Below are 21,926 nucleotides of genomic sequence, written 5' to 3'. Positions count from 1 at the left end.
TCGGGCCACAACTGCTTAAGCCCCACAGCGGAAACTGACGCGTATGGTTACGTTCCTCTCCGGGGGTACCGGCACGCCGAAGCTGTTAGACGGGGCCGGAGCGGCGTTCTCGCCGGACGAGATTACCGTCGTCGCCAACACCGGCGACGACGTCGAACTCGGCGGTCTCTTCGTCTCTCCCGACGTCGACACGCTTCTCTTTCAGGGTGGCGGCGTCCTCGACCGCGAGCGCTGGTGGGGGATCAGGGGCGACACGCACCGCACGCACTCGGCACTGTCCGACATCGCCGCGGCGGCCGACCTCCCCGACGGCCCGCAGTATCTCGACCCCTCGAGACAGACCGAGGGCCGCGACATCGCCCGGTGGCGTCGGTTCTCGGGCATCGCGGAGTTCATGACGATCGGCGACCGCGACCGAGCGGTTCACCTTACGCGAACCAGCCTCCTCGATCAGGGGCACACGCTCTCGGAGGTCACGAAGGTCCTCGCCGACGGATTCGGGCTGACGATCGACGTCCTGCCGATGAGCGACGACGCCGTCGCGAGCCTGATCCACACCGAGGACGGCCTGATGCACTTCCAGGAGTACTGGGTCGCTCACCGCGGGGAACCGACGATCACGAACGTCGAGTTCCGCGGCTCGTCGAACGCCGAACCGGCGCCGGGGGTGCTCGAGGCGCTCTCCGACGTCGTCGTGATCGGCCCCTCGAACCCGGTGACGAGCATCGGGCCGATGCTCGCGTTGCCAGGCGTCGCGAGGGCACTGATGGAGACGACGGTCGTCGCCGTCTCGCCGTTCCTGGGTGACGAGGCCTTTTCCGGACCAGCGGCCGACCTGATGGAGGCCGTCGGTGCGACGCCGAACACGGCCGGCCTGGCGACGGCGTACCCCTTCGCCGACGCGTTCGTCGTCGACAACGAGGACCCGACCGAGTTCGATCGTCCGACGATTCAGACCGACATCCGGATCGACTCACCGGAGGACGCCGGTCGCGTGATTCAGGCCATCGACGAGGCGCTCTCGATCCTCGCCTGACCGATGTCATTGCACCCGCTCTCCCCATCGCTTTCGCTCTCCCCGCCACTCGCACTGGCCAGCCTCTCGGGACAATCGGACGCCGAGTGGGCCCTCGCGGCCGCCGAGTGGGCCGGCTGTGCGTTCCTCGGCGGTATCGCGCTCGACGGCCCGTCCCGCGAGGCCGCACGCGAACTCGTCGCCCGCGACCGGACCGAATTCCTCCCCGACGATCCGATCGGGTTCATCGACGACCAGCTCGCCGCCCTCGAGGACGAACCAATCCAGGCGGGTATCAACGTCAGGAGCGCCAGCGTCGAGGCCATCCCGCCCGTCGCTCGCGTCTGCCGGGAGCGAGACGCGTTGCTCGAGATCAACGCCCACTGCCGCCAGCCCGAGCTGTGCGCGGTCGGCTGTGGCGAAACGCTCCTGGGAGACGCAGACCGACTCGGCGAGTACGTCGCCAGCGCCGTCGAGTGCGGCGCAACCGTCGGCGTCAAGGTTCGCGCCGAAGTTCCGGGCGTCGACCTGCCGACGCTCTGTCGCTCGCTCGAGGCCGCCGGCGCGTCGTTCGTCCACGTGGACGCGATGGACTCCGAATCCGTCATCGCGGACGTCACCGACGCCTGCGACCTGTACGTGATCGCCAACAACGGCGTCCGCGACGAATCGACGGTTCGCGAGTACCTCGCCTACGGCGCGGACGCGGTCAGCGTCGGCCGACCCAGCGACAATCCGGTCGTCCTCGAGCGGGTGCGGCAGGCACTCGAGGAGGAATCACCGCCGATCGATCGATGACGTTCACACGCGCCGGTACGGCCCGAGTCGAGTCCCGTCGAGCAGGTACGACTCCGTCGAGGCGAGGGCCTCCGGCAAAAACGGTGCTAGAAACGACTGGTTCTCGCGATTGGTCCACGTCCCACCCGCCAGGTCGTTGAACGCCGGCACGACCACGACCTCGGGCGGGTCCGCGTCGCCCTCGAGCCACGGCAGTCCGTCGTAGGCCTCGCCGTCGCGCTCACGAAACGGCATGGGGTCGAGCTGTCCGCGAAGCCAGACGCGCTCGACGCGGGCGCCGCCGACGTCGTCCTCGAGTCGGACGGTGGGGTGCTCGTGGCCGAGGCAGACGATGTCGGCCTCGAGCACCGATCGATCTGGCCAAGTGTGACCGTGACAGCAGCCGAGGCCGTCGAGCCGGACGCCGCTGCCGTCCGTGATCTGAAGGGGTGTCCCGCCCAGCTCGCCCTCGACGGTAGCGTTGCCGTCGCCGTTGTCGTTCTCGAGGTCGCCAGGTTCGTCGTACCCTGTCCCCAGCCATCCCTCGATGGCTCCGTCGTGGTTGCCCCGGACCAGCGTCACCGAGACGCCGTCGGGAAGCGACTCGAACAGCACCTCGAGTTCGCCACGCTCCGCGCCGCCTGGGTCGCCGATGGCGTGCATCAGGTCCCCGAGGACGATCAGCCGACTCGCGGCGGTTCGCTCGAGCAGCGACCGCAGCCGGGTTCGACGCTCGTCCGCTCGACTGGGGACGTCGACGCCCCGCTCGTAGCGCAGTCCGACCTCGTAGCCGGCGTGGTAGTCCGCGATCACGAGCGCGCGCTCGTCGTCCAGTTCCGCGACGGCCGCCGGTTCGTCGGGCACGGGCTCGAGGCGAGCCATTGGCTCAAATGGCCTTCAGTTTGCCGTCGCCGGGTTCGTAACACTCCCCGCCCATCAGGGCGTCGTCGATGGCCTCCTCGACATCGTCTTCGTCTGCCCCGGTCTCGTCGGTGACGGTGTCGATCACGGCCGAGCGATCCGCGCCCTCGCCGTCGTCGAGGTCGGTCATCGTCTCGACGACGAGGTTTTGGAGGTCGACGTCCTCGAGGTCGGTCTCTTCGTCGTCGCCTTCTTCGTCCCCATCGTCTTCGTCGGCTTCCTCGGATTCCTCTTCTCCGCCGGACTCGTCGATCTCGTCGCCTTCCTCGGCCTCTTCGGTACTCTCTTCTTCGTCGAGTGCGGGTTCCGCTTCGGCGTCTTCGGCGTCTTCGACGTCCTCGACCGACTCGTCGCCCGTCGGCACGTCGATATCCGCCTCACCCGGCTCGTCGACGTCCGCCCCCGTCGAGAACTCGGTCCCGAACTCGGCCTCGAGTTGCTCGCGCTCCTCGTCGTCCATCTCGTACATGCCGGAGGCGTCCTCGAGTTCGTCTTCCTCGAGGTCGCCGTTCTGGCCGACGTCGACAGATTCCTCGTCGACGGGGTCCTCGTCGGCTGTCGAACCCGATTCCTCGGCGGTGGCAGCCTCGGTCTCGGCCTCGGCCTCGGCACCAGCGTCGAAATCGCCGAGTTCGTCGCCCGTCGAATCGGACTCCCCGGCATCGAAGTCGCCCAGTTCGTCGTCTCCGCTGGCGTCGTCGGCCCCGTCTGCCTCGAGGTCGGCGGATTCGGTCCCGTCCTCAGCTTCGGCCGTCCCCGCGGCGGCTGTGGCCTCCGCTGCGGCCGGCGCCTCGAGTTCGCTCCCCTCATCGGCCGGGTCGGACTCGAGGTCGGCGTCGCCATCCACGTCTACGTCCAGGTCGACGGACTCGGCACTCGCCAGCGCAGCGAAACTCGGCGCACCCGGTTGCGAATCGCTCGGCTGTCGGTCGAGCCCGCGCACCTCGTCGCGGTCCCCGGCCACGACCGCTGCTGCATCGAGTGCGAGGTCGCGAACCCCCTCGAGGTAGGCGGGCGTGGTCCCGTAGTGGCCCTGGGCGAGCGGGATGCCGGCAGCGAGGCCGCGTTCGACGCCTGCCTCGCGAAGGGCCGCCTCGAGCGCGTCACCCGAGGCCTCGAGGTCGGCCGCCGCCGCGTAGGTGCCGGCGCGCTCGAGGGTCTGTTCGGCCGCCGACACGACCCAGCGGTCCCGCGTCTCGGGGTCGACCGTGGCGATGCTCTCGGGGCGAATCGACGTGTAGACGACGTCCGAATCGTCGGGCTGGAACGTGCGCGCCTTGCCCGTGACGGCCACGAACGCCGGCGGATCGATCCGCTCGAGGAAGGCGAGTTCGTCGGGCTGGTACTGGCCGGCGTAGACGACGAACGCGCCGGTTGGATCGACGACGCGTGCGCGGAGCATCTCGTCGTTGACCGCCGTGACCTCCGTGAGCGCTCCGACGACGAACACCCGGTTGAGTCGCGCGCCGGTCGGGGTGATGACGTAGTTCGGCGCCCGCTCCTCGTCGCTCTCGGCGTGGGAGTAGTCGGCGTCGTCGAACTCCGCCGCGAACACCCGGTAGGCGACCTCGCGTCCCGGCACCTCCTCGTCGGCATTCGAACTCATGCGTCCACCTCCTGGGCTCGGTCCCGCCCATCCAGTAGCGCGTTCGCTCGCTCGACGGGGTCGTCGTCGCTCTCTTCGAACGTGCTGGCGTCGAGGTTCGCGCCGTACTCGTCGACCGAGAGGTGTCCGCGAACGCGGTACTCCGTGCCGACGACGTTCTCCCGGATGGTGTCCGCGACGGCCTCCTGGTCCATCGCCTCGCGGGCTTCGTCCTTCGCGTCCTCGAGGTCGCCGCCGTAGACGTCCTCGGTGAGTTCGTCGTCCAGGATCACCGTCACGGCCCCGGTGCCGTCGTCCAGTATCGCCTTCACCCGGAGGTCGTCGACGCCGTCGACGTCGCCGTGGGTGCGACACTGCCCCTTCTGGATCACGCGGTTGCACTCGGGACAGCGCTGGATCAGCCCGGAACCGTCGCGGACGGCCAGCAGGTTCCCGACGAGTTCGACGTCGTAGACGCCACCCGTCGCGACGGCCTCCCCGATGGGGAGTCTGGGTGCGTCGGCGCCGACGTCGACGTCCGCCTCGAGCGCTGTCACCGTCGAGAACTCCGAGACGTTCACTTCGGGCACGCCGCGGAACTCGCGCACGTAGGCGTTCTCGATTCGAACCGAGGCGCCTTCCTCGATTTCCGGGACGGGATCCCAGTTCGTGAACGGCAGTCGGCCGCTCTCGTCACCGAAGACCCCGCTGAGGATCTCGGTCTCGCCGTCTCGACCGTCGATCGTCCGTTCCTCGCACTCGAGGACGGCGACCTCGATCTTCTTCGCGCGGTCGCCCGTCCGGAGGTCGGCCAGATCGGCGTCGCCGCCGACCTCGTAGGGGATTTTCAGGGACTCCTCGAGGAACGACAGCGAGGTGCTCTCCCCGAGGTTGAGCTCGGGTTCGCCGTCCCACTCGCGGACGCCGGCGTTGCCCGCGGTGATCGTATCGCCCGGCGAGAGGCCGAAGTCCTCCCAGGCTGTGAAGTCGATCACGCCGGTTTCGTCGGCGAGTTCGCCCTCGACGATGACGTGGTCCGAGCCCTGATAGCGGATCGACCGCTCGCCCGCGCTCAGGACGACGCCGGTGACCGTCACCGAGCCGTCGTCGGGCGTGATTTCCCCGATGTCTCTGGCCGAAGGCGTGCCGCTCGAGCCGCCACTCGAGCCGTCGCCGTACTTGCGACGGAGGCTCTGTGTGGCCTCGTCGAGTGGAACGCTGTACTCGAGTAAGTTCTGCAGGTCTGCTTTGACCTCCTCTTTGTCGACGCCGAGATCGGAGGCGAGATCCTCGGCATGGGTATCGATATCCATCGGGTTCACTTCGAACGGAGAGGTAAAAAGCGTTCCCGGAACGGAGTGAAAGTAAACGTCGTCGTCGAGGGCCGGGGATGGGAACCGGTTCGAGCTGCCGCGCCCCACTGGCGTTTCCGCAGGTCTCGAGTCATTTGGACCCATTGACATCCTTCGTCGGTGAGATGATTGCTTCGGTTGCACCCAATACAGAGCGTCGATTGACCGCCAACGAACCCAAATCCTCATAACACCTTGATACAAAACAGCACGCAATGGGGCATTTTTCACGGGGAATCACCTACATCGGGGGCCAGCGCTTCATCTTCAGTCTCGGAAGTGTCTACCTCGCAGGTGCTATCGGATGTGTACTCCTCACTGTTAGTGGGATCCATACGTTCGACGACCTCCTCACCAATTGCGTGCTACTTGGTGCAAGTGGGATCGTTCTCGTGTCTGGTGCTTATCATCTCCCACGCACCGACCTCCGCCCCGACCTCTACGCAGACGTCGCCAGTTGGTGTGTCCGGGCCGTCGGCGCCATGCTCGGTATCGTTCTGTTTAGCGCATTGACGGGGGGAGTCAACGACCCCATTGCTGGCTTCGTCGTACTCCCGGCGCTCGCCAGCATTGCTGGGCTCGGCCTCGGGTACAAGGATGCACGGGCCAAGACCCGTGCGTTAGACGCCGAAGACCGCCAGCGTGAACTCGAACGGGCAAACCGCAAACTCGAGCAGGCGAACCGCAACCTCGAACGGGCAAACCACGACCTCGAGCGCTACGAAACGATCGTCGAGACCGTCAACGATGGCATCTATCTCGTGGACGAAGACGGCTACTTCACGCTGGTCAACACGCCTACTGCGAGATGGTCGGCTACGACCGCGAGGAACTGCTCGGCAGCCACGGCTCGCTCGTCGTGGACGAAGAAACAGTCGAGACGGCGTACGACTATCAAGAACAGATGGTTATGGATGAGGAGCCAGAGGAGACGCTCACGTTCGAGGCTGACGTTCACACCGCAGACGGGGAGACCATTCGGGCGGAAGCTTCGTTTGCAATTATTCGGGACGATAGCGAGTACGAGCGAGTCGGCGTTGTCCGCGACGTAACCGAGCGGAACGAACGCGAACAGCAACTCGCCGAACAGAACGATCGACTGGACAGGTTCGCGGGAATGTTGGCCCACGAACTCCGGAACCCCGTGAGTATCGGCCAGATATACAGCCGAGAACTCCCGACAGAAACGAAACCAGAAGTGACGGAGTACATCACCGAAGCGTTCGACCGCATCGAAGACATCATCGACGCCATGTTGGTTATCACGCGGGGGAGCGACGCGCTGTCCGAACCAACGCCAGTCTCAGTTCTGGAAACGGCACAGGAGACGTGGAGCGAGGTGGACGCCCCCGAGGCGAGAATGGAGGTAACGGTAGACCAGATGATCGAAGCTGATAGCACGTATCTCCGCCATCTCTTTCGGAATCTGTTCGAGAACGCGGTCAAACACGGCGGGGCGGACGTCACAATCACGGTCGGTGACCTTCCCACCGGATTTTTCGTCGCCGACGATGGGGTCGGAATCCCTCCAGCCGACCGCGATGAGATTTTCGACGAGGGATATACGACGGCAAGCACGGGAGCTGGGATGGGATTGGGATTGACGTTCGTCAAAGAGTTGGCAGACGTGTACGGTTGGACGTGTTCGGTGACGAAAAGTGAGACTGGTGGGGCTCGGTTCGAATTCGAGAACGTGTCGATGACGCAAACTGCCACTGACTAGCCGACTAATTCGCCCCTCACGTTGCTCACGTCAGTTACTGTTAGGCACGACGAACGTCGACGGAGCAATCCGTTTCGGTCTGCGCTGCGGTGAACGCTTTACCGCTCGAGCCCGTTAAACGAGCATGGCCGATACCCTGACCTGCCCGGAATGCGGGAATGCGATTCGCTCACGAGAACACCTGGAAGCGGGCCACGAGGTCGCCGAACTGGAACCGGACGAGGGCGGACTAACCCTCTACGGAAACCGCGACCTGTTCCTTTGCCGGAACTGCAAGCGTCCTCTCGGCGTCGGGCACTGAGCGCCACGACTCTCCATTGGTTTCCCGGACCGATGGTCAATTCTCGACGTCGACGAGCCTCGCGGTGCTTTCTTTACCCACCGCTCCGGAGAGAGCGTATGCACGTCGTCGTCAACGCCGCGATGAGCGCCGACGGAAAACTCTCCTCGAGGCGACGGGAGCAGGTCCGCATCAGCGGCGAGGCGGACTTCGACCGGATGGACGCGCTCCGGGCGGCGAGCGACGCCGTCGTCGTCGGTGTCGGGACGGTGCTGGCCGACGACCCGCACCTGACCGTCAAGGACGACGAACGGCGGCAGCGACGGCTCGAGGCTGGCGAATCACCGTCGCCCGCCCGCGTAGTCGTCGATTCGAGTGGTCGAACGCCGCCCGACGCGGCCGTGCTCGACGACGCCGCCGAGACCTACGTCTGCGTAACCGAGGACGTACCCGCAGAGAACGTCGATGGCCTCGCCGAGCGCGCGACGGTCGTATCCGCGGGAACGGGCCGCGTCGACCTCCCCGAGGCGTTCGCCGCCCTCGAGTCGGCCGGGCTCGAGTCGATCATGGTCGAGGGTGGGGGCGAACTCATATTTTCGCTAGTCGCGGCCGACCTGGTCGACGAGTTGCGGGTGTTCGTCGGTCCGCGGCTCATCGGCGGTCGAGACGCCCCGACGCTGGCCGACGGCGAGGGCTTCGTCGCGGACTTTCCGGAACTCGAACTCGAGGACGTCGAGCGACTCGACGGCGGCGTCGTCCTGTCCTGGCGGCTCTCCTGATCTAGCGACGCTCCCGCCCTGTCACTCGAATCGGACGCGGCTGTGTGATTCGTTCCCGCAACACTGGCACAGCCAACAGGTATATACACCACCGTGTTCTGCACCCACCAACGACCGGTGCACGACGTGAGCGCTCTCCGCACACACTCGGTTCGACCCCTACTCGCCCTGTCCCTCGGCGCCTTCGGCGTCTCGGGACTGGTAACCGCAGGAACCGCTTCTCTGGAACCCACGACGCTCGAGACGACGCTGGGCGCCGCCCTCGCCGTCGTCGGCGTCTACGGCGTCGCGTGCTACGCACGACGCGTTTCCAGACCGACGCTGGCACGCCTCTCGATCGGGCTCTGGCTCGCGTTCATCGCGATCGCGGGCCTCCACCTGCCGGGGCTCGAGGCGACCGGTGCGGCCCTTCCGGCGTCCACCGGCGGTGTCGTCGCCGGGTTCACCGCACTGACGTGGGCGACGCTCGTCGGCGCCGCTTCGACGACGACGTTCCTCGCCTTCCAGGAGTACAACGCCGGAACCGACGCGATTCCGGCCGAGGAATCCGTCGTTGAGCAGGATTACGACTACTAACGTCGCCGTTTTTCACCCCCTCTCGAGCAGCGATTCCGAGCGACGGGGAGGGAGGCTCCGCGCCGAGACGCTGATCGACGATGAGTAATACTATAAAAATGATAGTATATTGGTGCACATTCGATAGTATGAGTTCAGGGCGATGCGCATCGAATCCCCTGCGAACCTGTGTCCCGCTCCATACAGGAGTCGGCACTCGAGCCGCCGCCGTCGCAGCCTGCCACGGCTATCGAACTCGATAGCTCACCGCGATTCCTTCCCCCAGCGGAAGCACCACCGTTTCGAAGTCCGGATCGTCACGAACCGTCTCGAGGTACGTCGCAACGCCTCGCGTGTGTTCGTTGACGTCGTCGGGATCGCCGCCCTCGACGATCTCGAGGAGTTTCTCGAACTGGATGATCCCCGCTCGCATCGCGTTGTCCGCGACGATCACGCCACCGACGGAGAGCTTCGGCTTGATGGCCTCGAACGCCTCGGCGTAGCGGTGTTTCTGGTGGTCGATCAGCGCGACGTCGAACGGCCCCTCGTAGTCCTCGATCGTCTCGAGCGCGTCGCCGAGTTCGTAGCTGGCGAGGGCGTCGTAGCCGCCGCGATCGAGGTAGGACTTCGCCAGCTCGAGTTCGTCCGCGTCGACCTCGGTGAGGACGATTTCGCCGTCGTCGGGGAGTGCCTCGGCAAACCAGTACGCGGAGTAGCCGTAGCCGGAGCCGAACTCGAAGATGCGCTCGGCGTCGGCGAGTCGAGCGAGCAGGCGGAGAAAGCCGCCGACTTCGGGCCCGACGTGGGGGAACCCCTCGGCGGCCGCGTACTCGTCCATCTCGGCGAGCGTCTCGTCCGGTTCCGGGCCGGTCGCCCGGACGAACCGGGCGATTTCGTCTGCAAGAACGTCGACCATGGTCGGTGATACGCTGCGACGCGAATAAAAGACGGGGTGAGACGGACGCCCGAACGACGTATCGACGAGACCGATTATCGATACTTCCATATACGACCCCGTCGGATCCGAACACATGACGGTACATTGGCATCTCTCGAACCACACCCGGCATAGTTCTTCCAAAAACGTTTCAATACCCACCGTTGACAGTTCACCCACTCCGCGATCCCTCCACTAACTATCCGCAATGGCCCTCCTCACCGTCGTCTTCGTCACTGGATTGATCGTCGCAACCGGTCTCGTCACGACCTGTGCGTTCAGCACGAGTCTCGAGCAGTTCCGTCACGCCGTCGCCGACTTCGACCGACGACTCGGCGACATCGCGCCGTACCTCGCCGTGGCAGGGCTCTTTTTCGTCGCGAAGCAGGCGACGAACGGTCTCAGTCTCCGCATCTCCCGTGCACTCGGCTGGGATATCACCGACTCGCTGTACGAACTCGAGGGACTGTTCGTCGCCGACCTGCAGGCAGCGGTTCCCGAGCCGCTCATTGGGTTCTTCTCGGCGATGTACATGTTCGGATTCCCGTACCTGCTCGTCGTTCCGCTCGTACTGTACTTCGTCCACGCCTCGAGCCGTCACCTCAAGGGATTGCTCGTCGCCTACGTCCTCAACTACGCGGTTGGGGCGGTCCTGTACACGCTCTTTATCGCCTACGGGCCTCGAAATCGAGTGCCACGGCACGTCTCCGGGTTGATGTACGACGTCTACCCCGAGACGCAGACGTTGACGGCCGCGGTGTCCTCCAACACCGACGTCTTTCCGTCGCTCCACACCTCGCTCGCAGTCGTCGTCGCGTTGTTCGCCTGGCGGACTCGAAAGACGTACCCGCTGTGGACGTACGTGTCCACGATCACGGCCGCCGCAGTCGCCCTGTCGACGATGGTACTCGGCATCCACTGGCTCACGGACGTCGTCGCCGGCCTCGTGCTCGGCACCTGGAGCGTCGTCGTGGCGACGCGCGTCGTCGAGACGTTCGAAGGCGAATCCGACGCGCCGTCGCCGCTCGAGGACGGCGAGGAGAGCGTCGCTTCCGAACTCGGTGATTGAGGTGATCGGCGTCTCGTATCGGCTCCTACCAGTGACCGATGGTGATGGTCGAACGGGGGACGGGACACCTGACCTCTGGCGACGAACGGATCAGGCGACCGTCCAGATCCCCATCGCGGCCGTCGAACTCCCGCCGATGAGCACCGGGAGCCAGTAGACGGCCCCACGGAAGATGAGGACGGCGGCGGTGATCTCGGGAAGGGGGACAGCGGTCGTCGGGACGAGCAGGAGGACGAACGCCGCTTCGATGCCCCCGAGGCCACCCGGGAGCGGCGCGGCGCCAGCCAGATTCGCCAGCGGAATCGCGAAGAGCACGACGGAGACGTGGACGCTGTACCCGACGGCAGCGAACGCGGCGAGGAGGGCCGCCGCCTGGAAGAGCCAACCGAGAAACGAGAGGCTGACGATGAACGCGAGCTGTCGGCGACTCGTCCCCACCTGGCGGAGGTTAGCGAAGAAGTGCGCCACCCGCCCCGCGATCTCGCGCTCGAGTGCCACCGGGTTGAGACGCCCGCCGCCGAATCGGCCGGCTACCTTCGCGATGGTCGCCGGCACGCGCGCCTCGATACGCTCTCGAACGGCCCACCCGAGCGCGAGTGCCAGCCCGAGAACGGCGACGAGCGCGATCGCACCCGTCAGTGCGTTTTCGAGGCGTTCGCCGACGGTGGCGGTCGTCGCGTAGTAGCCGACGCCCACGAGCGCCAGGAGGACGGACGGGGCGACGTTTGAGACGTCGACGGTGGCGATGCCGGCGAGGCCCGTCTCGTACTTCGCACCCGTGCTCCGCGAGATGAGCAATGCGGAGAAGGGTTCCCCGCCGGCCTGTCCGAACGGCGTCACGTTGTTCGCGAAGACGGCTCCCGCGTAGACCAGGAACGCCTTCCCGACGGTGACGCCGACGCCGAGGGTCTCGAGCACGGTTCGGAGCATGAGGCTCCAGGAGGCGAGCCAGGCTAGCCCGAGGACGATCGTCGCCGCAACGAACGCTGGGTCGGCCGCCAGTAGCGCGTCGACGACGTACTCGGCGCCGACGACGACGAGCAGGACGACGAACACGGCGAGCGCGCCGAACGCGCCGAGGAGCAGGGCCCGCCGACTCCCAGGTGCCATACCTGAGAGTACGGACCGATACCCTTGAACGTCCTGATTCGCCTCGAATAGGGCGCAAGTAGCGGTTTTTTGCCGCCAGCCGACGAACCAGTAAAGATACGTCGATTGGATAGCAAACGGGACATAACAGATGAAAGACCAGCGTCTCCTCGACTCACAGTGGGATTACTGTCTCGTCCTGGACGCGTGTCGGTACGACGTGTTTAGCGAGGTGTACGACGAGTACCTCGAGGGCACGCTCGAGAAGCGCCGGAGTACGGGGTCGTCGACGCCGGAGTGGGCGTCTCGAACGTTCACCGGTGACCACGACGTCGCGTACTTTTCGGGGAACCCGTTCATCAACGACCTCGGGATTCCGCTGAACGAACTCAAGTGGGGGGCCAGCTGCGACTACGAGTGGACGGCAAACGAACACATCAGCGACGTCGTCGACGTCTGGAAGCACGGGTGGGACGACGACCTCGGGACCGTCCCGCCCGACAGCGTAGCGGAGTCGTTCGCCGAGCGCCACGACCTGGTCGAGGGGGCCGATCGGACGATCCTTCACTACATGCAACCCCACGCGCCGTACCTCGCCCGTGGCACGGGGCAGAAACTGAAACAGATCCAGAAGGGTATCCGACGGCAGGACGAAGCCGACGAGGACGAGGAAGACGGGGGCGTCCTCGACTCCCTCGGCGAGACGGTCAGGCCGAAGGTGGAGTCGACCCTCGAAGGGAGTGAACTCGCCCAGAAGGCCGGCCTCTGGCTCGAGCTCGACCCGGCGGACCTCGTCCGCAACGGCACCCGGGACGCGGCGATGGCCCTCTACGAGGAGAACCTGCGAATCGCCCTCGAGTCAATCGCGGCCCTCGTCCCCGAACTCGAGGGCCGGGTCGTCGTCACCGCCGATCACGGGGAGGCGTTCGGCGAGGAGGGCGTCTGGGAGCACCACATCGAAACGCACATTCCGGCGCTCATGGAGGTCCCGTGGCTCGTCCTCGAGTGAGTCGGCGGGGCGGTCCGTCGACGGGGATGAAGCAGTCGCCATTGGATCGGCCAGCATCGAACCAGTCGCCACCAAACGGGTCGGCAACGAGAGGTGACCTCGCGTGAAGGTCTCCCACTACTTCGAGTTCGAAGCGCACGTCACAGGCGGCATTCGGGAGTCGGTCGCCCACCAGCGCAAGATGCTGGATCGACTCGACGTCGCGTACACGACCGAGCCCCGACTCGACGTCGACGTGTTTCACTGCAACCTCATGGGGCCGCGGTCGGTCTGGTACGCCCGGCGCGCTCGCTCGAGGGGAGTTCCGGTCGTCGCCAACACCCACGTTACCGCCGAAGACTTCGGCGACAGTTTCCGGTTCACCAACGCGCTGGCGAAGCCACTGCGGCCGTACCTCGAGCGGGCCTACGGCCTGGCCGACGCGCTCGTCTGTCCTTCGGCGTATAACCAGCAACTGATCGAGTCGTACGCCGACGTGCCGACGACCGTCATCTCCAACGGCGTCGACGTCGAGAAACTCAAGGGGTTCGAGTCGCTCGAGGAGACCTACCGGGAGCGCTACGACCTCGAACCCCCGGTCGTCTTCCTCGTCGGTCACGTCATCAAGCGCAAGGGGCTCGAGACGTTCGTCGAGACGGCGCGGCGGCTGCCGGACGTCGACTTCGTCTGGTTCGGCCCCGTGGATCGATCATTGAAAGGCCGGGAGACGCTCCGCCTCGTCGACGAGGCCCCGTCGAACTGCACGTTCACCGGCTACGTCGAGGACATCCGCGGCGCGTTCGCGGCGGGTGACGTCTTCTTCTTCCCGACCCACGAGGAGAACGAGGGGATCGCCCTGCTCGAAGCGATGGCGGCCGGCAAACCCGTCGTCGTCCGCGACATCGAGACGTTTGCATGGCTCGAGGACGACGAAGACTGCCTGAAAGTCGACGCGGACGGCACCGAAGGATTCGAGACGGCGATCGAACGGCTTCGCGATCCCGACGTCCGCCAGCGGCTGGGCGACAACGCCGCGAAGCGAAGCGAGGCGTTCTCGCTCTCGGCGGTCGCGGGTCGCTACGAGACCCTGTACGCGGAGGTGACCTGAATGAAGATCGGCTTCTTCACCGACAGCTACTTCCCCGGGATCGACGGCGTCACGTACACGATCGACCTCTGGCGGGCGGAACTCGAGGCGAAGGGACACGAGGTGTACGTCGTGTATCCGGACGGCGAGTACGAACCGGACGAGAACGAGATTCCGGTCCGGTCCCTGCCGAACCCGTTCTACCGCGGGTATCGGATTCCCCTGTTCAAGCGAACCTCGAAACTACCCGATCTCGACGTCGTTCACTGCCACGGTCCCGCTCCGGTGGGCATCCTCGGGCGCTACTACGCCAAGAAGCACGACGTGCCATCGATCTACACCCACCACACGCCACTCGAGGAGTACTTCCACCAGAGCGTGAAGTCGAAGACGGTCGCTCGCGGCCTGAGCAAGCTGTACGTCCCCTGGGAGAACGCCCTGCTCGGGAGTTTCGACGTCGTCACCGCCTCGACGAGTCGGATCAACCGCGCCGTCGAGTACATCGAACTCCCTGTCGGCATCGACATGGAGTTCTTCCAGCCGACCGACGAGGACTGGTATCCCGATCCGGATCAGACCGTCGTCGGCTACAGCGGCCGGCTGAGCATGGAGAAGAACGTCGACGAGATCCTGCGCGTCGCCGCCGAACTGCCCGACTACGAGTTCGTCATCGTCGGCGAGGGGCCGTACCGCGAACCGCTCGAGGCCCAGGCGCCCGAGAACGTCACCCTGCGGGACTTCCTCCCGCGCGAGGACGTCCCCACCTTCTACTCCTCGATCGACGTCTTCGTGACGGCCTCGACGGGCGACACCCTGGGCCTGTCGACGCTCGAGGCGAACGCCTGCGGAACGCCAGTCGCGGCCGCCGACGTCCCGCCGTTCGACGAGACGATCCAGCCCGAGAACGGCGACCGGTTCGCCCTGGGTGACCTCGAGGCGATGGCCGAGGGGATCGAGTCCTGTCTCGAGACCGACCGCGACACCCGGGCGGCCGTCGAGCGCTACGCCATCGACCGGACGCTGGTCCACCTCGAGCAACTGTACCACAACGTGCCGCTGACGACGCCGGCGGCGTCCGCGCTCGAGGATTTGCAGTGGGGGCCGTCTCACGAGGACTGACTGGGATTGTTCGGCGGCTGTTTGCCGGCCTCTTGTCGGGGATTCGACGCTGATCGTCGGTATTCCGAACACCGCTCGACTACGGCTCGAGTGGGGCCCGCACCCGACGACACGGGCAATCAACGATCGGCAATCAGTACCCCTATATGACGAAGGTCGGAACGGTTCTCTATGGACGGAAAGCGAGTCCTCGTCACCGGCGGCACGGGGTTCATCGGCTCGAACCTCGCGAACGCGCTCGCCGCGGACAACGACGTCGTCGCCCTCGACAACGGCTTCCTCGGCACGGTCGACAACCTCGAGGACGCGGTCACGTACGTCGAGGCGGACGTCCTCGACGACGACCTCCCGACCGACGTCGACGTCGTCTTCCACCTGGCGGCGCTCTCGAGTCGACAATTGCTCGAGGATCATCCGCGGGAGGGGACGCGAGTGAACGTCGAGGGGTTCGTCAACGTCGTCGAGCAGGCGATGGCCGACGGCTGTGAGACGGTCGTGTACGCGTCGACATCCTCGATCTACGGCGACCGGACCGAACCGACTCCCGAGAACGTTCCCATCGACGCCTCGACCGGCTACGACGCCTCGATGCTCGCCAGGGAGCGCTACGCGGAGTACTACAACGACTTCTACGACGACCTCGCGCTGGCTGGCATGCGATTCTTCTCGGTCTACCAGGGATACGGCGGGGCGGAGAGCCACAAAGGGACGTTCGCGAACACCGTCTCGCAGTTCGCCGAGAAGATCGCCGACGGCACCCCGCCGGTCCTGTGGGGCGACGGCAGCCAGACCCGGGACTTCACGCACGTCGAGGACGTCGTCCGTGGCCTCGAACTCGCCGCCGAGAACCGACTCGAGGGCGTCTACAACCTCGGGACCGGGGAGTCGTACTCGTTCAACGAGGTGGTCGACCTGCTCAACGACGCCCTCGGAACCGACGTCGAACCGGTCTACGAACCCATCCCGCTGACGAACTACGTTCACGACACCTGCGCCGACAGTTCGACGTTCAGGGATGCGACTGGATGGCGCCCCGAAATCGACTTCGAGGACGGCGTCGAGCGGGTCTGTCGGCCGTACCTCGAGGCTGACGAAACCGGCGAGCGATAACGCCTGAACTCCGGAAATCGCCAAAAGGCCCTCAGACGTCCCGATCGACGACGAACTCGGTAAACTCGACCAACTGCGCTTTCGGTCCCGGTGCCAGCTCGACCGGCAGGTCCTCGAGCGCCACCCGTGCCTGTTCCGAGAACTCGAGTGCTCGTTCGCGGGCGTACTCGATGCTCCCCACGTCCTCCAGGATCGCGAGTGCCTCGGCGATTTCCTCGTCGGTGTTGGCTTCCATTCCGAGGATCTCCTCGAGTCGCCCCGCTCGGTCGGGGCCTGCGGTTTCGATGGCGTGTAACACCAGCAACGTCTTCTTTCCCTCGCGGATGTCGTTGCCGAACTCCTTACCGAACTCGCCAGCCCGCCCCAGCGAGTGCTCGACGTCGAGGATGTCGTCGCCGATCTGGAACGCGATGGCCGTCAGTTCGGCGTACTGGGCCAGCCCATCCTCGACGGTCGTCGACTGACCGGTGACGATCGCCGCCAGACGGGCGACGATCCGGCTCAGACACCCGGTCTTGCAGGCGCACATCTCGAGGTACTGCTCGGTCGAGATGCGGACGCCGCGGTCGTTGTGCCAGCAGATGTCCATCCCCTGTCCGAGGTGGGTCCTGTTGAGTTCATATAGCAGCATCTCGTAGGCCCGAAGTCGCGTTTCTGGGCCGAGGTCGGCGGGATCGTGGGTCAGAATCTTCAGCGGGAGAAAGTACATCGCGTTGCCGGCGTTCAGGGCGACGTCCTCGCCGTGGACGTGGTGGAGCGCCGGTTCGCCGCGTCGAATCGACGCTTCGTCTTCGACGTCGTCGACGATGATCGTCCCGTTGTGGAGGATTTCGGGAATACAGGCGTAGGGGAGGAACGCTTCGGGATTCTCACCGAGCGCCTCGACGAACACCAGAAACAGGACGGCTCGCCATCGTTTGCCGCCACGATCGAGGAGGTCCCAGAGCGGATCGGCGAGCGCGCGCTGGATCCCCTCCGGATCGTACGCGAACGTCGGCTCACCGAAGAACGCCTCAAGGTCGTCGCCGTCGACCTCCCGTGGGAGAATTTCGGCGATGGCGTCGTCGATCACCGGCCGCCACTCGGCAAGCGCCTCTCGCATACGTCTCCTCCTCGCTCGGGGTGGACAAAAAGCTTCAGTTTCCGATGAAATGGTCGTCGTCCGGGCGGTGAACGCGGGAGAACAGCGCAGATCAGCGAGTGACGGCGCTCGCTCGAGTCCGGTGACGCGTGCTCTGTGACGACAATTGCTCGCGCGACGACAGCAGCCGAAATGGCGCCGACGCACCCCGCTACTCGAGTCCCTCGACGTAGGCGACGTCGGCCTCGGTCGCCTCCGGATACCGGCCGTCGAGCGGGAGTTTCCACCCGTCGAGGACCGATGGGTCGTTCTGCGCGTTCGTCATCGTAATCCGGACCTCGAGCAGGTCGACGCCGTAGAAGTCGTTCGGGACGCCGTGGAGGTACTGCAGTGCGGTGACGAACAGGCTTCGCATCCCGTCCTCGTCCTCGAAGTCGACGTGCTTGTAGACGCCGGCGGCGACCTGTACCATGCCGTGGAGGAACCGGCTCTCGACCGTTCCACGACCGTAGTTGTACCACTCGTCTTCGAAACAGTCGTGACTCGCGTGGTAGTCGCCGGCGTTGAACAGTCGGACGCCGTGAACCGTCGCCCGCCGGAGCGTTCCGTGTTCCCAGCGGTCGAGTTCGGGCCGCCAGCCCGTCGGCGCGCTCGAGTCCGACGGCGGGTCCACGTCGGGGGCTCGTGTGTGTTCGTCCACGGGGGGATAGATGAGGGGCAGGGTAAAACGTCTTGGCGCCTCCGCGCGAACCGCCGACCCGTTCCCGACGTCGTAGATTGGCCGGAGCGCTTATAGGATTCGATTGACGAATGGGAGTAATGATCTATCCGTCGCAACGGTGTGTGGCGTGTGGCGAACGGCTGTTCGCCCACGTCGACGGCGGGGTCGTGTGTCACAATTGCGGGGCCCGGTACGACCAGGACGATTCCGACGGACGGGGCGAGTCCTCGGACGGTCCTTCGTCCCCCGACTCCGGCGGTTCCCGGGGGAGCGAGACGGAACTCGTCGTCGAGCCAGTTTCGCACATCGACCCGCCCGAACCGACCGAGCGTGCTCACGAACGGGACGATAAACGTAACCGCAACGCGACGCCGATTCTCCTCGAGACGCCGTCGTCTTGAGTCGTTCCTTGGTTTCTCGCGAGGCGAGGTGTCGCACTCGTCTTCTAACGTACGTCTCGTTCTGTTCGGCGATACATTGCTGTCGCCGCCGGCCGATTCCCGCGACGTAATGCCGTACTGTCGCTCCGTTCTCGCGACACACCGTCGTTACCGTCACCGTCACCGTCGATCGTCTCTCCGCGGATCGTTGTTCAACTCGTCGGCCTCGCCCCGAGCACTCGCCAGGTAGATCGCACTGTTGACGAGGCCGATGTGGCTGAACGCCTGCGGGAAATTGCCGAGGAGTTCGCCGGTCTCGGGTTCGATTCGCTCCGACAGCAACCCGAGCGGCGAGGCGTGCTCGAGCACGGTGTGGAAGATGTCCTCGGCCGCGTCGATCCGGTCGGCCAACACGAGCGCGTCGACGAGCCAGCAGGTGCAGAAGACGAACGTCCCGTGGACGTCGGGGACGGCCTCGCTCCCCTTCGTTCGGTAGACCAGCCCCTCGTCGGTCGCGAGCTCATCCAGGACGGTGTCGAGCGTCGCCGTCACCCGGGGGTCGTCCGGCGGGAGGAACCCGTACAGCGGGATCAGGAGACAGGACGCGTCGAGTGCGGTGTCCGTGTCGAAGTGCTGGACGAACGACCCCACACGCTCGCTGTAGCCGTGCTCGAGGATCGCCTCACGGACCGCCCGGCGTTCCGATCGCCAGCGCTCGAGCGGCGCCTCGACGTCGTGGTCCTCGGCGAGCGTGATCCCGCGCTCGAGGGCGACCCAGCAGAGGAGCTTCGAGTGGACGTAGTGACGCTGTTCGTCGCGGTACTCCCAGATGCCGTGATCGGGCTCCGCCCAGACGGCGCAGACGTGATCGACCAGCGCTTCGATCGCTTCCCACTCGTCGTCGTCGAGGTCGCCGTCGCGGACGAGCGTCTCGTAAATCGCCTGCACGATGGCGCCGTAGATATCGTGCTGGTTCTGGGTCGCGGCCGCGTTGCCGATTCGAATCGGCGTCGAGTGGCGATAGCCCGAGAGCCCCTCGAGCTCGTGTTCGGTGAGGTCCGCCTCACCGTGAACGCCGTAGACGGGTTGCATCTCGCCCGGCGACTCGGTGACGATGTCCCGGAACCACTCGAAGTAGTCGCGGGCTTCCTCGTCTCGACCCAGGTTGTGCAGGGCCTGGACCGTGAACTTCGCGTCGCGGATCCAGTTGTACCGGTAGTCCCAGTTGCGATCGGTGCCGTACTTCTCCGGGAGCGACGTCGTCGCTGCAGCGTAGATGCCGCCCGTCTCCTCGTTGATCAGGAGTTTGAGCACCAGCCCCGATCGGAGGACGTACTCGCCCCAGGGGGTGTCGTCGACGAGCGGGACCGCGTCGTCGATCAGCGAGTCCGTCCAGGATTGCCAGTAGTCGACGGTCGACTCGAGGGCGTTTCGACAGGATGCGATCGACGCTGATTTCTGTCTCTGTGGCTCTTTTCCTTCCCCTTCCTCTTCCCCTTCGCCGTCGCGTCCGCCCACCCCGTACCGGAGACAGAACCAGACCTCGTCGTCCGCGACCAGCGTTCGCGTGCCGACGACGCGATCCTCGAGCGCGTTCGGTTCGAACTCGCCACAGACCTCGAGGACGAGGTCGTCCTGGCGCTCGATCCAGTCGGGGCTCGCACTCGAGTCGCCGGTCGCCACGTAGCCGGTCTCCGTCCGCGAGACGGTCGTCGGCGCCTGGCCGTACTCGAACCGCGGCTCGAACTCGAGTTCGACGGTGAGCGTCCCGTCCGTACACCGGACGCGTCGGTAGATCGCGCGCTGGTCTCGGTCGTCGTGGTTCTGGTCGCCGTCGTGTTCGCGGTCGTCGTCCCTCCAGACCGGCATGAAGTCCGTCACCTCGAGCGTCCCCGAGCGCGTCGAGAACGTGGTCTCGAGGACGTTCGTCCGATCGCGGTAAGCCTGTTCGACCTCGTAGCTGTCCGTCGGCCTGACGGCGAAGTGACCGCCTCGTTCGTCGTCGAGCAGGCGGGCGAACACGCTCGGTCCCGCGGCGTGGGGAAAACAGCACCAGTCGATCGATCCGGATAGATCGACAAGGGCCATCCGGTCGTCGTTGCCGATGATTCCGTACTCGGTGAGTGGTGTATATCCCATGTTCATCTGGTCCCTGCACCGGTCGTTCGTCGAAGCCGTCGCATCTACCCGACCCGTTCCACGACGTCGTGGATAAACGTGGCTCCTGAAATGTCTGCCCGACCGTGCACGGCACGGGAACGGTTTCGACCGCCTTCCGTATGCGTCCCCGACTTATACGGTCACCCTCGTTGAAACCGCACTCATCTCGAGACGGTTTCCGTCTCCGGAGTGATCCACATGACGATCGGCTACCACGCCTCCCACGAGCAGTTCGCCCCGAGCGAGTTGCTCAAGTACGTGCAACGCGCCGAGGAGTACGGCTTCGAACACTGTCTGGCCTCGGACCACTTCCACCCCTGGAGCGAGCGACAGGGGGAGTCCGGGCACGTCTGGTCCTGGCTCGGCGCCGCCGCACAGGCGACGTCGATGACCTTCGGGACGGTCAATGCACCGGGCTACCGGTATCACCCCGCCGTGATCGCCCAGGCCGCGGCCACCCTCCGTGAACTTCACCCGGAACGCTTCTGGCTGACTGTCGGCAGCGGGCAGCTGCTCAACGAGGGCATCACCGGCGTCGACTGGCCGGTCAAGGACGAGCGCAACGCCCGCCTCGAGGAGTGCGCCAACGTAATGAGGCGGCTCTGGGACGGCGAGGAGGTGACCCACCAGGGCCAGGTGACGGTCGAGGCGGCGAAACTCTACTCGCGTCCCGAGACGCCGCCGCCGCTCGTCGGCGCCGCCCTCTCGCCCGAAACCGCCGCGTGGCTCGCGGAGTGTGAGTGGGCCGACGGCCTGCTCACGCTCGGGACGCCCGACCACGAGGCCGACGCCGAGCGCGTCCGAGCGTTCAAAGAGCGGGCGCCGGACAAACCCGTCTACCTCAAAGTCCAGCTCGCCTACGACGAGACGGACGAGGCCGCCCTCGAGGGGGCGTACGACCAGTGGCGAACAAACTGCGTGCCGGGGCCGGTGACCCAGCAACTTCGGACGCCCGGCGACTTCGACGAACTGGCCGAGGGCGTCGACAGGGAACAAATCGAGGAGAACGTCCGCGTCTCGGCCGACCTCGACGAGCACGTCGCGTGGCTCGAGGACGACTTCGACCTCGAGGTCGACCGGGTGTACCTGCACAACGTCACCACGAACCAGACGGCGTTCGTCGAGGACTTCGGGGAGCACGTGCTTCCGGCGCTCGAGGACGAGGGGTGAACGAAACCGTAGAGTATTCAAGGGCCAC

At 65.7% G+C, this 21,926-nt stretch carries 21 protein-coding genes and 1 pseudogene; 14 read left to right on the top strand and 8 right to left on the bottom strand.

Translation table 11 applies throughout. The features are described 5' to 3' along the window. Positions 1–43 precede the first annotated feature (43 nt). Together cofD and J1N60_RS12835 are read left to right on the top strand one after the other, a co-directional pair. A complete protein-coding gene (gene cofD, locus J1N60_RS12840; RefSeq protein WP_312907984.1) occupies positions 44–1,036 on the top strand; it encodes a 2-phospho-L-lactate transferase in 993 nt (330 codons plus the stop codon). 3 nt (positions 1,037–1,039) lie between these two features. Next, complete coding sequence (locus tag J1N60_RS12835) at positions 1,040–1,813, top strand: tRNA-dihydrouridine synthase (RefSeq protein WP_312907982.1); 774 nt, start codon at positions 1,040–1,042, stop codon at positions 1,811–1,813. A 3-nt stretch (positions 1,814–1,816) separates the two neighbouring features. On the opposite strand, the gene J1N60_RS12830 is transcribed toward J1N60_RS12835, so the two are convergent. From J1N60_RS12830 to J1N60_RS12820, 3 genes are read right to left on the bottom strand one after another with little or no spacing between them, the layout of a single operon-like run. Continuing rightward, positions 1,817–2,674, bottom strand: coding sequence for a metallophosphoesterase (locus J1N60_RS12830; RefSeq protein WP_312907980.1), 858 nt, complete (start codon positions 2,672–2,674; stop codon positions 1,817–1,819). Between the two features lie 4 nt (positions 2,675–2,678). Then, positions 2,679–4,319, bottom strand: coding sequence for a hypothetical protein (locus tag J1N60_RS12825; protein ID WP_312907978.1), 1,641 nt, complete (start codon positions 4,317–4,319; stop codon positions 2,679–2,681). After that, the gene (locus J1N60_RS12820; RefSeq protein WP_312907976.1) at positions 4,316–5,611 is read right to left on the bottom strand and encodes a Single-stranded DNA binding protein; all 1,296 of its coding nucleotides are present in this window, start codon (positions 5,609–5,611) and stop codon (positions 4,316–4,318) included. Before J1N60_RS12820 ends, J1N60_RS12825 begins: the two co-directional genes overlap by 4 nt. Before the next feature lie 254 nt (positions 5,612–5,865). Between J1N60_RS12820 and J1N60_RS20650 the strand changes: the two are divergent. From J1N60_RS20650 to J1N60_RS12800, 5 genes and pseudogenes are all read left to right on the top strand, one after another. After that, positions 5,866–6,210, top strand: a pseudogene (locus J1N60_RS20650) (hypothetical protein); the annotation flags it as partial. Between the two features lie 248 nt (positions 6,211–6,458). Beyond that, the gene (locus tag J1N60_RS12815; RefSeq protein WP_312907974.1) at positions 6,459–7,373 is read left to right on the top strand and encodes a PAS domain-containing sensor histidine kinase; all 915 of its coding nucleotides are present in this window, start codon (positions 6,459–6,461) and stop codon (positions 7,371–7,373) included. 124 nt (positions 7,374–7,497) lie between these two features. Continuing rightward, entirely contained in the window at positions 7,498–7,674 is a 177-nt protein-coding gene (locus J1N60_RS12810) for a hypothetical protein (RefSeq protein ID WP_312907973.1), read from the top strand. Positions 7,675–7,772: 98 nt separating this feature from the next. Further along, on the top strand, positions 7,773–8,432 hold the full coding sequence (locus J1N60_RS12805; RefSeq protein WP_312907972.1) for a 2,5-diamino-6-(ribosylamino)-4(3H)-pyrimidinone 5'-phosphate reductase: 660 nt from the start codon (positions 7,773–7,775) through the stop codon (positions 8,430–8,432). A gap of 126 nt (positions 8,433–8,558) precedes the next feature. Continuing rightward, positions 8,559–9,008 (top strand): hypothetical protein, encoded by a 450-nt coding sequence (locus J1N60_RS12800; protein ID WP_312907970.1) that lies wholly within the window; start codon positions 8,559–8,561, stop codon positions 9,006–9,008. Between the two features lie 226 nt (positions 9,009–9,234). Here J1N60_RS12800 and J1N60_RS12795 read toward each other — a convergent pair whose 3' ends face one another. Next, a complete protein-coding gene (locus J1N60_RS12795; protein ID WP_312907969.1) occupies positions 9,235–9,903 on the bottom strand; it encodes an O-methyltransferase in 669 nt (222 codons plus the stop codon). Positions 9,904–10,132: 229 nt separating this feature from the next. Here J1N60_RS12795 and J1N60_RS12790 point away from each other — a divergent pair, with 229 nt between their 5' ends. Further along, on the top strand, positions 10,133–10,993 hold the full coding sequence (locus tag J1N60_RS12790; protein WP_312907968.1) for a phosphatase PAP2 family protein: 861 nt from the start codon (positions 10,133–10,135) through the stop codon (positions 10,991–10,993). A 90-nt stretch (positions 10,994–11,083) separates the two neighbouring features. Here J1N60_RS12790 and J1N60_RS12785 read toward each other — a convergent pair whose 3' ends face one another. Further along, positions 11,084–12,103, bottom strand: coding sequence for a lysylphosphatidylglycerol synthase transmembrane domain-containing protein (locus tag J1N60_RS12785; protein WP_312907966.1), 1,020 nt, complete (start codon positions 12,101–12,103; stop codon positions 11,084–11,086). A gap of 130 nt (positions 12,104–12,233) precedes the next feature. On the opposite strand from J1N60_RS12785, the gene J1N60_RS12780 reads away from it, so the two are divergent. The 4 genes from J1N60_RS12780 to J1N60_RS12765 all read left to right on the top strand — a co-directional run bounded on the left by J1N60_RS12780 (position 12,234) and on the right by J1N60_RS12765 (position 16,386). Continuing rightward, positions 12,234–13,091, top strand: a complete 858-nt coding sequence (locus J1N60_RS12780) for a hypothetical protein (protein ID WP_312907964.1) — start codon at positions 12,234–12,236, stop codon at positions 13,089–13,091. Positions 13,092–13,194: 103 nt separating this feature from the next. Then, a complete protein-coding gene (locus tag J1N60_RS12775) occupies positions 13,195–14,178 on the top strand; it encodes a glycosyltransferase family 4 protein (RefSeq protein WP_312907963.1) in 984 nt (327 codons plus the stop codon). Next, positions 14,179–15,276 (top strand): glycosyltransferase, encoded by a 1,098-nt coding sequence (locus J1N60_RS12770; RefSeq protein ID WP_312907962.1) that lies wholly within the window; start codon positions 14,179–14,181, stop codon positions 15,274–15,276. A gap of 171 nt (positions 15,277–15,447) precedes the next feature. Beyond that, on the top strand, positions 15,448–16,386 hold the full coding sequence (locus tag J1N60_RS12765; protein ID WP_312907960.1) for an NAD-dependent epimerase/dehydratase family protein: 939 nt from the start codon (positions 15,448–15,450) through the stop codon (positions 16,384–16,386). A 31-nt stretch (positions 16,387–16,417) separates the two neighbouring features. Here the strand turns inward: J1N60_RS12765 and J1N60_RS12760 are convergent, their stop codons facing one another. Both J1N60_RS12760 and J1N60_RS12755 read right to left on the bottom strand, forming a co-directional pair. Then, a complete protein-coding gene (locus J1N60_RS12760; RefSeq protein WP_312907959.1) occupies positions 16,418–17,488 on the bottom strand; it encodes a polyprenyl synthetase family protein in 1,071 nt (356 codons plus the stop codon). A 190-nt stretch (positions 17,489–17,678) separates the two neighbouring features. Further along, positions 17,679–18,167 carry a DUF309 domain-containing protein gene (locus tag J1N60_RS12755; RefSeq protein WP_312907957.1) on the bottom strand — a complete coding sequence of 163 codons (489 nt, stop codon included), beginning with the start codon at positions 18,165–18,167 and terminating at the stop codon, positions 17,679–17,681. 119 nt (positions 18,168–18,286) lie between these two features. Here J1N60_RS12755 and J1N60_RS12750 point away from each other — a divergent pair, with 119 nt between their 5' ends. After that, positions 18,287–18,589, top strand: coding sequence for a hypothetical protein (locus tag J1N60_RS12750; protein ID WP_312907955.1), 303 nt, complete (start codon positions 18,287–18,289; stop codon positions 18,587–18,589). Positions 18,590–18,748: 159 nt separating this feature from the next. Here the strand turns inward: J1N60_RS12750 and J1N60_RS12745 are convergent, their stop codons facing one another. Further along, positions 18,749–20,707 carry a glycoside hydrolase family 15 protein gene (locus J1N60_RS12745; protein WP_312907953.1) on the bottom strand — a complete coding sequence of 653 codons (1,959 nt, stop codon included), beginning with the start codon at positions 20,705–20,707 and terminating at the stop codon, positions 18,749–18,751. A gap of 219 nt (positions 20,708–20,926) precedes the next feature. On the opposite strand from J1N60_RS12745, the gene J1N60_RS12740 reads away from it, so the two are divergent. Next, positions 20,927–21,898: a TIGR03885 family FMN-dependent LLM class oxidoreductase gene (locus J1N60_RS12740; protein ID WP_312907951.1), complete on the top strand. Its 972-nt coding sequence runs from the start codon at positions 20,927–20,929 to the stop codon at positions 21,896–21,898. Positions 21,899–21,926 lie beyond the last annotated feature (28 nt).

It is taken from the genome of Natronosalvus caseinilyticus, from assembly GCF_017357105.1.
GTDB classification, from domain to species: Archaea; Halobacteriota; Halobacteria; order Halobacteriales; family Natrialbaceae; genus Natronosalvus; species Natronosalvus caseinilyticus.
Note: the sequence above shows the minus strand (reverse complement) of the source record. Positions and strands in the feature narration are given on the sequence as shown.

Coding starts and splice junctions, on each gene's coding strand:
- cofD (WP_312907984.1), top strand. CDS start 44: ATGGTTACGTTCCTCTCCGGGGGTACCGGCACGCCGAAGCTGTTAGAC.
- J1N60_RS12835 (WP_312907982.1), top strand. CDS start 1,040: ATGTCATTGCACCCGCTCTCCCCATCGCTTTCGCTCTCCCCGCCACTC.
- J1N60_RS12830 (WP_312907980.1), bottom strand. CDS start 2,674: ATGGCTCGCCTCGAGCCCGTGCCCGACGAACCGGCGGCCGTCGCGGAA.
- J1N60_RS12825 (WP_312907978.1), bottom strand. CDS start 4,319: ATGAGTTCGAATGCCGACGAGGAGGTGCCGGGACGCGAGGTCGCCTAC.
- J1N60_RS12820 (WP_312907976.1), bottom strand. CDS start 5,611: ATGGATATCGATACCCATGCCGAGGATCTCGCCTCCGATCTCGGCGTC.
- J1N60_RS12815 (WP_312907974.1), top strand. CDS start 6,459: ATGGTCGGCTACGACCGCGAGGAACTGCTCGGCAGCCACGGCTCGCTC.
- J1N60_RS12810 (WP_312907973.1), top strand. CDS start 7,498: ATGGCCGATACCCTGACCTGCCCGGAATGCGGGAATGCGATTCGCTCA.
- J1N60_RS12805 (WP_312907972.1), top strand. CDS start 7,773: ATGCACGTCGTCGTCAACGCCGCGATGAGCGCCGACGGAAAACTCTCC.
- J1N60_RS12795 (WP_312907969.1), bottom strand. CDS start 9,903: ATGGTCGACGTTCTTGCAGACGAAATCGCCCGGTTCGTCCGGGCGACC.
- J1N60_RS12790 (WP_312907968.1), top strand. CDS start 10,133: ATGGCCCTCCTCACCGTCGTCTTCGTCACTGGATTGATCGTCGCAACC.
- J1N60_RS12785 (WP_312907966.1), bottom strand. CDS start 12,103: ATGGCACCTGGGAGTCGGCGGGCCCTGCTCCTCGGCGCGTTCGGCGCG.
- J1N60_RS12780 (WP_312907964.1), top strand. CDS start 12,234: ATGAAAGACCAGCGTCTCCTCGACTCACAGTGGGATTACTGTCTCGTC.
- J1N60_RS12770 (WP_312907962.1), top strand. CDS start 14,179: ATGAAGATCGGCTTCTTCACCGACAGCTACTTCCCCGGGATCGACGGC.
- J1N60_RS12765 (WP_312907960.1), top strand. CDS start 15,448: ATGGACGGAAAGCGAGTCCTCGTCACCGGCGGCACGGGGTTCATCGGC.
- J1N60_RS12760 (WP_312907959.1), bottom strand. CDS start 17,488: ATGCGAGAGGCGCTTGCCGAGTGGCGGCCGGTGATCGACGACGCCATC.
- J1N60_RS12750 (WP_312907955.1), top strand. CDS start 18,287: ATGATCTATCCGTCGCAACGGTGTGTGGCGTGTGGCGAACGGCTGTTC.
- J1N60_RS12745 (WP_312907953.1), bottom strand. CDS start 20,707: ATGGGATATACACCACTCACCGAGTACGGAATCATCGGCAACGACGAC.
- J1N60_RS12740 (WP_312907951.1), top strand. CDS start 20,927: ATGACGATCGGCTACCACGCCTCCCACGAGCAGTTCGCCCCGAGCGAG.